Annotated in this window: 9 protein-coding genes; 6 read left to right on the forward strand and 3 right to left on the reverse strand. The window is 69.8% G+C overall.

The window, feature by feature from the left end; genetic code table 11:
• The first annotated feature begins 28 nt into the window (after positions 1-28).
• From EP757_RS02390 to EP757_RS02400, 3 genes are read left to right on the forward strand one after another with little or no spacing between them, the layout of a single operon-like run.
• On the forward strand, positions 29-2,455 hold the full coding sequence (locus tag EP757_RS02390) for a DUF5682 family protein (protein ID WP_232050326.1): 2,427 nt from the start codon (positions 29-31) through the stop codon (positions 2,453-2,455).
• Positions 2,452-3,600 carry a VWA domain-containing protein gene (locus EP757_RS02395; RefSeq protein WP_127542575.1) on the forward strand — a complete coding sequence of 383 codons (1,149 nt, stop codon included), beginning with the start codon at positions 2,452-2,454 and terminating at the stop codon, positions 3,598-3,600. Before EP757_RS02390 ends, EP757_RS02395 begins: the two co-directional genes overlap by 4 nt.
• 14 nt (positions 3,601-3,614) lie before the next feature.
• A complete protein-coding gene (locus EP757_RS02400; RefSeq protein WP_127542576.1) occupies positions 3,615-4,376 on the forward strand; it encodes a trans-aconitate 2-methyltransferase in 762 nt (253 codons plus the stop codon).
• A gap of 260 nt (positions 4,377-4,636) precedes the next feature.
• On the opposite strand, the gene EP757_RS02405 is transcribed toward EP757_RS02400, so the two are convergent.
• Positions 4,637-4,876, reverse strand: coding sequence for a hypothetical protein (locus EP757_RS02405; protein ID WP_232050327.1), 240 nt, complete (start codon positions 4,874-4,876; stop codon positions 4,637-4,639).
• Positions 4,877-5,100: 224 nt separating this feature from the next.
• Here EP757_RS02405 and EP757_RS02410 point away from each other — a divergent pair, with 224 nt between their 5' ends.
• Positions 5,101-5,823 carry a hypothetical protein gene (locus tag EP757_RS02410; RefSeq protein ID WP_127542577.1) on the forward strand — a complete coding sequence of 241 codons (723 nt, stop codon included), beginning with the start codon at positions 5,101-5,103 and terminating at the stop codon, positions 5,821-5,823.
• A 56-nt stretch (positions 5,824-5,879) separates the two neighbouring features.
• Here the strand turns inward: EP757_RS02410 and EP757_RS02415 are convergent, their stop codons facing one another.
• Positions 5,880-7,850 (reverse strand): S8 family peptidase, encoded by a 1,971-nt coding sequence (locus EP757_RS02415; protein ID WP_127542578.1) that lies wholly within the window; start codon positions 7,848-7,850, stop codon positions 5,880-5,882.
• A 257-nt stretch (positions 7,851-8,107) separates the two neighbouring features.
• Between EP757_RS02415 and EP757_RS02420 the strand changes: the two genes are divergently transcribed.
• A complete protein-coding gene (locus tag EP757_RS02420; RefSeq protein WP_127542579.1) occupies positions 8,108-8,884 on the forward strand; it encodes a hypothetical protein in 777 nt (258 codons plus the stop codon).
• Positions 8,885-8,909: 25 nt separating this feature from the next.
• Positions 8,910-9,536, forward strand: a complete 627-nt coding sequence (locus tag EP757_RS02425; protein WP_127542580.1) for a hypothetical protein — start codon at positions 8,910-8,912, stop codon at positions 9,534-9,536.
• Positions 9,537-9,640: 104 nt separating this feature from the next.
• On the opposite strand, the gene EP757_RS02430 is transcribed toward EP757_RS02425, so the two are convergent.
• Positions 9,641-11,221, reverse strand: coding sequence for an IPT/TIG domain-containing protein (locus EP757_RS02430; protein WP_160165756.1), 1,581 nt, complete (start codon positions 11,219-11,221; stop codon positions 9,641-9,643).
• Positions 11,222-11,311: the final 90 nt, after the last annotated feature.

The following is an 11,311-nucleotide window of genomic DNA, read 5'->3' on the forward strand; positions in this document are numbered from 1 at the left end:
CCATCACGGGCCGGGCTCGGCTCGGGCCGTGGTGCGCGAGCTCGACCGCCAACGGCCCGAGGTGCTGCTCATCGAGGGCCCACCGGAGGCGGACGACCTCGTGCGGTGGGCGGCGGACGGCGGTCTGCGGCCACCGGTGGCGCTGCTCGGCTACGCGGTGGACGATCCGGGCCGCGCCGCGTTCTGGCCGTTCGCCGTCTTCTCACCGGAGTGGCAGGCGATCACCTGGGCGGTGCGCAACGGGATCAGGGTGCGTTTCTTCGATCTTCCGTACGCCCAGAGCATTGATCTTGACCTTGATCGCGGAAGACGACCGGCGCGGCCGGTCGATCCGATCGGCGAGCTCGCGGACGCCGCCGGATACGACGACCCGGAACGCTGGTGGGAGGACGTCGTCGAACACCGCGGCGTGCCGGTCTTCGCAGCGATCGAGGAGGCGATGACCGCGATCCGGGACAGCGCCGAGGAAGACCCTCGTGACCTGGTCCGGGAGGCGCACATGCGGCAGGTGCTGCGCGAGGAGAAGCGGCGGCACGACGAGATCGCGGTCGTGTGCGGGGCGTGGCACGTGCCGGCGCTGGCCCGGAAGGTCCCGGTCAAGGACGACACCGCGCTGCTCAAGAGCCGCCGGAAGACCAAGGTCGCCTTCACCTGGGTGCCGTGGACGTACGGCCGGCTGGCCTCGGGGTCCGGTTACGGCGCGGGCGTGCGCTCCCCCGGCTGGTACCACCACCTGTTCACCGCCGCCGACGAGGTGGTGCCGCGCTGGCTGGTCGACGCCGCCGGGGTGCTGCGGTCCGAGGGCGTGCCGACGTCGTCGGCGCACGTCATCGAGGCGACCCGGCTCGCCGAGGCCCTCGCCACGCTGCGCGGACGGCCGCTCGCCGGTCTGGCCGAGGTCACCGAGGCGGCCGAGGCGGTGATGTGTGACGGCGAGCCGCTGCGGACCGAGCTGATCGCCCGCCGGCTCGTCGTCGGCGAACGCCTCGGCGCGGTGCCCGACGACATGCCGGCCGTGCCGCTCGCCCGTGATCTCGCCGCTCAGCAGCGTGCCGTACGCCTCAAGCCGGAGCCGGCCGGCCGCTCCCTCGAACTGGACCTGCGTCGCGAGATCGACGTGAAGCGCAGCCGCCTGCTGCACCGGCTGCGGACCCTGGAGCTGCCGTGGGGTGAGCGCACACCGGGACGGCGCGGCACCGGCACGTTCCGGGAGGAGTGGCGGATCCAGTGGCAGCCGGAATTCGCAGTCCGGCTGGTCGAGGGCAGCATGTGGGGAACCACCGTCGCCGCTGCCGCGACCGCCCGGGTCGTCCGGCGGGCCGCTGCCGCCACCACGCTCGGCGAGGTGACCGAACTCGTCGAGATCTGCCTGCTCGCGGATCTCGAGGACGCGTACCCGCAGGTCCTGGCGGCGCTGGACACGCGGGCCGCGCTCGACGCCGACGTTCACCATCTGATGGCAGCGCTGCCGGCGCTGGCGCGGACGCTGCGATACGGGGACGTCCGGCGTACCGACGTCTCGGGATTGGAATCCGTCACGGCGGGACTGCTCGGTCGGATCTGCGCCGGCCTCCCGTCGGCTGCCGGATCACTCTCCGACGAGGCCGCGCGCGATCTCCGGGACGGCATGGACGGCGTGCACCAGGCGGTCGCGCTGCTCGACGACGAACGGCTGCGGGAGTTGTGGCTCTCCACGATCACTTCCCTGGCGGCCAGGCCCGGCCTGCATGGACTACCGGCCGGGCGACTCACGCGACTACTCCTCGATGCGGGACGGCTCGACGGCGCTGAAGTGCGCCGGCGTCTGCGGCTCCCACTGACCGCCGGGAGCACGCCGGCGCACGGCGCAGCCTGGGTGGAGGGGTTCCTGGCCGGCGGCGGGTTGCTGCTCGTCCACGACGAAGCCCTGTTGTCGCTGGTGGACGAGTGGCTCGCGGACATCCCAGCCGAGTCGTTCGAGGACGTGCTGCCGTTGCTGCGACGCACGTTCGGCGGCTTCGACGCGGGCGAACGCCGCGCCGTCGGCGAACGGATCGCGCGCGGCCCAGGCGCGGCAGCCACGGGGGTGACCGTTATTGATCGGGAGCGGGCGGCTTCGGCGCTGCCCGCGCTCGCGTCGTTGCTGGGACGGTCGTTGAGCGTCCGTTCCGGGGCCGTTCCGGCAACGCCTCCAGATCTTGGAACGCGGCAGGGGGGCGGAGGCGAGCCCTCAGATCTTGGAGCACGGCAGGGCACCGCGCCCTCGCCCTCGCCCGCGCCCGCGCCCGCGCCCGCAGATCTTGGAGCACGATCGGATGCCCGAGCCGCCCCCGCAGATCTTGGAACGCGGCACGGCACCGACCACAAGTTCGCGGATCGTGGAGCGCGATCGGAAGCCGGCGCCTCGCCCGCGGACCTTGGAGCCGGCGCGGGGCTCTCGACACGACCGGATCGTGGAGTTCGGAGGGTTCTGTGAGCACGGAACGGGAACGGCGGTGGCGGCTTGTGCTCGGCGGAGCGGCCGACGAGTCGCTCGGGAAGGCGGCGGCCGGCAAGGACGGCGCGATGGACGCGGCGATGGCGGCGCTCTACGACGGCGACGCGGCCGGTGACGGGCAGTCCGGGAGGCGGTCGGCCGGGCTGGGCAGTTCGGCGCCGAAGGTGGCGCGGTGGCTCGGCGACATCCGGGAACACTTCCCGAGCACCGTCGTGCAGGTCATGCAGGCCGATGCGATCGAGCGGCTCGACCTGACCCGCCTGCTGCTCGAACCCGAGATGCTGGCGGCAGTCGAACCCGACGTGAACCTGGTCGGCACGCTGCTCTCGCTCAACCGGGTCATGCCCGATGCCACGAAGCAGACGGCACGAGAGGTGGTCCGTACCGTCGTCGACCAGCTCGAACGCCGGATCACGCAGCAGACGCTGTCGGCGGTCTCGGGGGCGCTCAACCGGGCCGCGCGGATCAACCGTCCCCGGCACGCCGACATCGACTGGGATCGGACCATCCGGGCCAATCTCAAGCACTACCAGGCCGAGCACCGCACCGTGATTCCCGAGCGATTGATCGGGTACGGCCGCCGCACCACCGCGGTACAGCGGGACATCATTCTCTGCGTCGACCAATCCGGATCGATGGCCGCCTCGGTCGTGTTCTCCGGAGTGTTCGCGGCCGTCCTCGCCTCGATGCGTTCACTGTCCACGTCCCTGGTCGCCTTCGACACGTCGGTCGTGGATCTGACGTCGCTGCTGAGCGACCCGGTGGACGTGCTGTTCGGCACGCAACTGGGCGGCGGGACCGATATCAACCGGGCGCTCACCTACGCACAGCAGTTGATCACCCGGCCCCGGGACAGCGTCTTCGTGCTGATCAGCGATCTCTACGAGGGCGGCGTACGGGACGAGATGCTGCGCCGGGTCGCCGAGATGAAGGCGGCCGGGGTGCAGGTCGTGGTGCTGCTGGCGCTCTCCGATGAGGGCGCGCCGTCGTACGACCATGAGAACGCCGCGGCCCTGGCGGCGCTCGGGGTGCCGGCGTTCGCGTGTACGCCGGACGTCTTCCCGGATCTCATGGCGGCCGCGATCGAGAGGCGGGATCTGATGGCGTTCGCAGGGGGTCAGTAACTACCGTAGGGGTCATGAGTGCTTACCTGAACAACCCGCAGATCTGGCAGGAGTCGTGGGACCGCCAGCAGGAGGCGTTCCTTCCGGACCGCGAGCACCGATTCGCGGCGATGCTCGACGCCGTCGCGGCCGTCACCGGAGGCGCCGCGCCACGGCTGCTCGATCTCGCCGGCGGCACCGGGTCGATCAGCCTGCGGACGCTCGCCCGCTTCCCCGGCGCCCAGGTCACCGTCCTCGACCAGGACCCGGTGCTGCTGACCATCGCCGAGTCGTCGCTACGAGACCGCGCCACCATCGTGGACGCCGACCTCAGCGACCCGTCGTGGCGTTCGAAGCTGCCCCATCAGGAGTTCGACGCCGTACTGACCGCGACCGCCCTGCACTGGCTGCCGGCCGAGCGGGTCGGCGCGCTCTACGCGGAGATCCGCGAGGTGCTGCGCCCGGGCGGCGTCTTCGCGAACGCCGACCACATGCCGGAGGAGGGCCTGCCCCTGCTCTCCGAGAAGCTGCGTGATCATGCGAGGGCAGAGCGCGAGGCCCGGTACGCGTCGGGCGCCTCCACGTCGTGGCCGGACTGGTGGGCACGGGCCGCCGCCGATGAGCAGCTGGCCCCGAAGTCCGTCGAACGCGAGCGGATCTACCCGGCTCGTGAGCACGGCGAGGAGTGGACCCCGCCGGCCCGGTGGCATGTGGAGGCGCTGCTGGCCGGCGGCTTCGGAGAGGCCGGAGTGATCTGGAGGGGTGGCACAGACGCCGCGGTGGCCGCCGTCCGCTGACCGCCACCGTCCGCTGACCGCCTACCGCCACCGCCCACTGCCACGGCCCGCTGCCCGCCACCGCCCACCGCCGTTCGCCGCCCGCTGACCGCCGCCCGCCGCCCGCCGCCCGCCGCCCGCCGCGATCTTGGGTGAACTTGCACATCGGAGGGTGCAAATTCGCTCAAGATCCGGGGCGGACGGGACGGGAGGGGGACCGGGCGACGGGAAAGGGACCGGGGGACGGCAGACGGCGACGGGGACGGGGACGGGCAACTCCGTCAGCCGGTCCAGCGCAGGAAGCGGTCGAACAGCTCGGACGCCGGTGACTGCGGCATGTCCCGTGCCGCTTCCTCAAGGTGATCCCACATCAGCAGGGCCAGATCGAAGCGGCCGTTATCCCTGGTCAAGCGTTCGCGGGCGGGTTCGCAGGGCCACGGGCGGCCGCAGGCCCGGCACTCCCAGGACGGCCGCGCCGGCATGTGCTGGACCGGCCCGCCACTCGCCGCCTCAAGAGGCAAGGGCCCCTCCCCCCGTTTGCGGGCGCGAGGGAGCGTTTCCAGGCCCGCCCGCCATCGCACCCGTTCTGCACACCTTGCGGGGCGGGCCGGGACGGGGTCAACTCACTCCCCCTTCCGGTGACCACGATCCGACAGCCGCCCGAAACAGGCGATCTGGCCGAATTCAGCACCGTATGTCCTCATCTTTGGAACCATGAAAGTCCACCAAGATCGAGGACGGTGACATGGCAGCCGACGAGGAGCACGACGACGTCAGCGAGGGCGGGCTGTACGCCGCGGCCACCGCCGACACCCCGGAACGGCGCAACCGCCGGCGCAAACAGGCCCTCGTGGCGATCACCGGGGCCGCGGCGGTGCTCGCCGGCGGCGGGTTTCTGGCACTGCAGCTCAACAACGCCGATCAGCCGAGCCTGCCGGAGCCGGCCGCGCTCGCTCCGCTGACCGGCACGGCGGCCGCGTCGCCCTCTGTCGAGGCGGAACCGTCGGTCACCCGTACATCCAAAAAGGCCGCGAAGCCGGCGGATGCCGTCGAGATCAGCCCCGCGCCTTCCCCTTCGGAGAGTGAGAGCGCGGCGGAGGCGCAAGCCTCAGCCGCCGCGAAGAGCGAGGTCAAAGCGGCGACAGCGGAATCCGGACCGATCACGGAGCGTACCGAACTGCTGGAGAACGGCACGATCCGTATCGTGTCGGCGCCCCGGGATCTGACCGGCGAGCGGGATCTCCAGCTGGCGGCGGACCGAGGCAAGCCCGCAGGCCAAGGGGTCAAATGCACCACTAAGGTACGGGTGGCAGCCGGCGTTCCGGAGAGTCAGCGCCCGACATTGCTGCTCTGCTGGCGCACGTCGGAGGATCGCAGTGTCGTGACGATGGCGGTGGTCCCCTCCGGTGAGCCACCGACGGCCTCCAGCGTCGAGATCATCGGCAAGGAATGGGCCCGACTGGGCTGAAACACCGCGACGCCGCCCTCATCATGAAGGCGGCGTCGCTGCTGATCCCGGCCCGGTCAGACCGTGACGACCCCGCTCGTGGTGCCGAGGATCGACGCCGTGTCGGGGACGACGACGCGGTACCGCTGGCCGGCCGTCAGCCCGCTCACCGTGGTCTTCGCCGCGGTGGCGCTGTAGGTGCCGACCGTCCGCCACGTGCCGGAGACGTAGTGCTGGACCTCGACGGCCTGACCCGCGTGACCGTTGAGGGTCACCAGCATCGCGCCCTTGGCGGAGCGGGAGACGGCGGCGGTCACCCGTACCTTGTAGGTCGCCGTCGCCGAAGTGACCTCATTGATCGTCTCGGTTCCGGGCACCGTGAGGTAGACCTGGTAGCCCGCCGTCGCCTTGCGGGAGACCGCCACCGTGCCGGCCGTCGTGGTCTTCGTGTCGGTGCAGGAGAACGGCCCGCCGGATTCGGACAGGCAGACCGAGACCGACTTCGCGGCGTAGGCCTTGGCGGACGCCTTCACCGTGAACGTGGTGACCGTCGTGCTGTTGTAGGAGACCTCACGGGTGCTGACGTTCGCCGTGATCACGGGGGTGATCTTGGAGATGGTCGGGGTGGGGGTCGGGGCCTTCGTTGTCGGGGCCGCGGTCGGGGCGCTGGTCGTGGGAGCCGTGGTCGGAGCGCTGGTCGTGGGAGCCGTCGTCGGAGCGCTGGTGGTGGGAGCCGTCGTCGGGACGCTGGTCGCCGGGGCGCTGGTCGCTGGGGCGCTGGTCGCTGGGGCGCTGGTCGCGATCTTGGAGGACGACGGGCTGGTGGCCGGGGCGCTCGCCGGGGTGTCCACGGCGGCGAGTGCCGCGGCGGCGTCGATCCGGCCGAACCCGTAGTCGTTGTCGAACCCGGCCGCGCCGAGGTCCACCGAGGAGTTCTCCAGGGCGGTCTCGATCTGGTCCGGCGTCAGCGTCGACTTGAAGCTCTTCAGCAGTGCGGCCACCGCGGCGACGTGCGGCGACGCCATCGAGGTGCCGTTCATGCCGACGTACTGGCTGCCCAGCGCGGTCGGGTAGGTGCTGATGATGCCGCTGCCGGGCGCTGCCACATCCACGTAGCCGCCGGCGTTCGAGTAGGACGCGTACCGGTCGGCGGAATCGGTCGCGGCGACCGCGATGACCCCCTCGTCGGCGCCCGGGTAGCTGGTCGGGCTGCCCGATGCGCGGCTGTTGCCGGCGGCGGCCACGACGGTGACACCCTTGCTGCGGGCGTACGCGATCGCGTTCGTCACGGCGGCGACCTTCGCGGTCGAGCCCAGCGACATGTTGATGACCTGCGCGCCGTTGTCGGCGGCCCAGACGATGCCCTCGGCGGTGTCCGACATGTACCCGCTGCCGTTCGCGGCGAGCACCTTGACCGGCAGGATCTTCACGTCCGGCGCGACCGCCGAGATGCCCACGCCGTTGCCGGTGACGGCCGCGATGGTGCCGGCCACGTGCGTACCGTGCCCGTTCCCGTCGCTGCTGGTCCCGGCGGTGTTCGCGATCGCGTCGTATCCGCTGAGCACGTTGGCGGCCAGGTCCGGGTGACCGGCGTCGACCCCGGTGTCGATCACGGCGACTGTCACGCCCTGGCCGGTGGACTTCTGCCAGGCGGGCGCCACGTTCATGGTGGCGAAGTCCCACTGCTGCGCACGGTAGGTGTCACTGCCGGCCGGGATGCCCAGCGCCTGCACCGGGGCGTCGATCTCGACCCCGACGGCGTTCTTCGCCTTCTGCGCCTTTTCGACGATCTTTTCGGCGTCTTTCTTCGTCGTCGCCTCGGAGACCTCGACGACCGGCCGGCCCTCCGCGTCGAGCGTGGTGCTGACAACCCGGGCAGGCTGCGCTTCGCTCACGGTGGCGGGCACGATCGACGCCGGGCTTTCACTCAATCCGTACGTCACCGGCTGCCACTCGTGACTCCCGATCGGCAGGGCGACGGCGCCCACGGCCGCGAGCGCGCCCGCCGCAACAGCACCGGCGGCGTACTTGCGCAGCTGAACCTTCATTCTCCGGGTCCCCTCCCGTTGGCGTCGGGTTCGAGAATCGGCGATCCGGGGTCGGCTCCTGGTGAGCGCCCGGTTGCGTCCCGGTAGCGGGCCACAAAGCTGAGGATCGGCTGGAAGAAATCGGATTCCATGCGACATGTCCTCATCTTTTGGAAGCATGAGAGGTTGCAAAACCGACAAATAGACCGGAGGACGGTGACGTGACAGAGAACGAAGCACCAGTGCGACCCTCTAGCCACCGGCGCACCCTGATCGCCTTGAGCGGCGCCGCAGTGATCGTGGCGGGCGGCGCAGCCCTGGCATTCACCCAGTCGACGAACTCCGACCAGCAGAGCCTCCACGAACCACCGGCCCCGGCCACCCTCGCCTCGGTGGCCGCGTCGGCGACCGCCTCGGAACCGGCAGCACCGAGCATCGCCGGCTCGTCGACGGCGTCCACGTCCACGACCGCCGATCCCGCCACCGGGACCGGCGCCACCGGGACTGGCGCCGCCACGACGGGCGCCGACGCCACCAAGGCCGACGCCACCGACGCCGACGGCAACGCCGACCCGGGTGACACCGCCGGCGCCGGCCGGTCGGAGACCAAGCGGAACTCCGGCGACACCGAGACCTACACCAGCGAGAAGGCCGAGAAGGAGATCCGTGAGGCCCGCCGCAAGGCAGCCGAGGACGGCGTCGAACTGCACCGCCCCCTGAAAGCCAAGGTCGCAGCCGAAGGCCCGGTCACTGAACAGACCAAGACCATCAAAGGCACGACGGTACGGGTGACGAGCGCCCGCCATGACCTCACCGGCACTCAGCGTCTGCTCATAGCCGGCGACGAGGGCTGGGGCGTGGGAAACGGCATCCACTGCACCAACAGGATCCGTTTCAGTCAGAACGTGCCCGCCACCGAACGTCCGACAGTGCTGCTGTGCTGGCGCACGTCGTCCGACCGCAGCGTCATCACGATGGCCACCGACCCCCAAGGCAAACCGTCCACCGCGACGAGCGTCGACCTCATCAAGGACGAGTGGGCGAAGTTGAGCTGAGGCTCATTCACCAAAGGGAATCAAGATGGGCAACACATACCGCCGAGTAGTGGCCGGGGCTGTTCTTCTCAGCGCCGTGGCAGCCTGCGGCAGCACCGACGACACCCAATCCCAGCAGGCCAAGGCGACGCCGACCGCCGAGCAGTCGGCGGCAGCACAGTCGTCAGCATCCCCGGCCCCCGAACCAGCGGACCCCACATCACCGGCGCCGTCGAAGACGGTCGCCCTGACCGCCGACGAGAAGAAACGCGTCGAGGCGGCCCGCGAGAACGGCAAGAAGAACAGCACCGAGATCACCCACCCGCTGACCGCGGCCGCCCAGTCACCGGACGCACCGGTCAACGCGAAGACGTACGGGTCCGCCCGGAAAGAGGGCCGCGAGATCCACGTCTACTCGGCCCGGCGTGACCTCACCGGCTACCGGGAACTGCGCTGGGTAGCAGCAGCGGGCAAGAAGGTCGGCAACGCCAACTGCACCCAGACCTTCAAACTCGCCAACGACAAGACCCCGAAGGTCAAACCGAACCTGCTGATCTGCTGGCGAATGAGCGCCGACAGGAGCGTCTATACCGTCTCGGTGGACCTGGACGGCAAGCCGTCCAAGAAGCAGAGCGCCAGAATGATCGACGCCGAGTGGCGGAAACTCAGCTGACCCGGAGCCACAGAATCGGCCGGTCAGGAAAACTGGCCGGCCGATCTGTTCAGGACAGAGAAACTGGCCCGGGCATCAAACCCGGGCCAGTTTTCCAGTATTTCTTAGTAGTCCGACACCGTGAAGGTCGAGCCACTGGAAATGATCGACTGCGAGTATGTGGTCGGGTTGGCCGTGTCAGCGTCGAGGCTGCCGCTGTTCACGACGGTGACGGTGTAGGCACGGGCCGGAACCGGCGGAACAACGTAACCGTCGAGGTCGGTCTGAGCGCCGCTGGCGGTGGCCGGCAGGGACATCGTCACCGTGTTGCTGCTGTAGCCGGTGATCACAGCACCCTTCTGGATACCGGTACCGACGATCGTACGCCCGATGTGGGACGAGCTGAAGTTCGTCGTCGCGGTGACGACGTTGCTGCCGGCGGTCGTGGTTCCGTTGGAGACACCGACCGCAGCGACGCCAACCTTCAGCACACCACCGCCGCTACCGTTCTGCGTGGTCAGCGCCGGCGTCGAAACCCGGATGCTGGTCGAGCTGATGATCTGGGTCACCGTGGTGCCGGCGGCGAAGTTGGCCGTTGCGGTGGCGTTCGCGGTGGACACGTAGTTGATCGGCAGACCCAACCACGCGTCAACGGGAGCAGTAGTGAGGCCACCGATGATGTACGAACCGGTGGTCGTGGTCGCATTGGTACTGAGCGCGGCCGACTGTGCGGCGTAGTCCGACCAGTCGTCGCCCGCGGAGTCGAAGCGGCTGTTGAGCGGCAGGGAGCAGATCAGTTCGCTGTCACCGATGACCAGAACGTTCACACATTCGGAAACCGCGCCATTGGCCTTGGTGCTGGCCGCCGCAGTAGCGGGGTCGTACTTGCCCCGCGTCAGGTAGACGTGACCGTTGGCGGCACTGCTGTTGAAGGTCGGCGCCAGGAAATCCATGCCCGTGACGTCGATGTCGACGACACCGGTATTCGGCGCGGTGTTCGGCGTGACGTTGATGCCATTGCTGTAGGTGTAGATGTTCTGCGCGATCGTCTGACCGTTGGCAGTGGTGATCTGCAGCGGGACGCGACCCGCTGCATGCGCCGGCGCCGTAGCCGTGAAGCTGGTCGTCGAGATCGGAGTGATGTTCGTCAGCGGCAGGCCACCGAGCGTCGCCGAGATGGAGCCCGCCGTCGTCGGGAAGCCGGTTCCGACCACGGTGATGGTGCCGCCACCAAGCGCCGGTCCACCTGCCGGAGTGACCGAGGTGACGGTCTGGCTGACATCGGTCGTCACGTAGTTGGCACTACCGATGAGGATCTGGCCGTTGTAGAAGCAGAGCTTCTTGGAGACCGACGACAGCGTGGTCATCGCGGGGAAGGTCACAGCGGCCTTGTAATTCGACAGCTTCTTGATGGCCGTGGATGCGATGGCGACGTAGCTCGTGCCGGGAGTACCCGGCGCTGCGGGACACGCCGTAGCGTTCGTCACGCCCGCCGTCGGTGTTGTCACACCGGTGAGCCAGGCCGTGGTGGCATGCGACGCGGTGATGTTGTTGCCACCGGCGCTCGGCCCGCCAGCGCTGCTGAGCGTCAGGATCGGCTCGGCGAAGGCTGGTGTCGCCATGCTCAGGACTGCGGCAGTGGCCGCGCCCGTCGCGATGACGGCCCTGAGGCCGCGGCGACGAGTTGTGGACTTCGACTTACTCATGCGTTGTCCTCCTGCGGTCCTACAAGGCCGCATCGGTCGGGTCGGTGAGGCCCGGTCGAGGGGATCCGCCGCCGGGCCGTCTCGCTGAGG

This window comes from Actinoplanes sp. OR16, assembly GCF_004001265.1.
GTDB lineage: Bacteria > Actinomycetota > Actinomycetes > Mycobacteriales > Micromonosporaceae > Actinoplanes.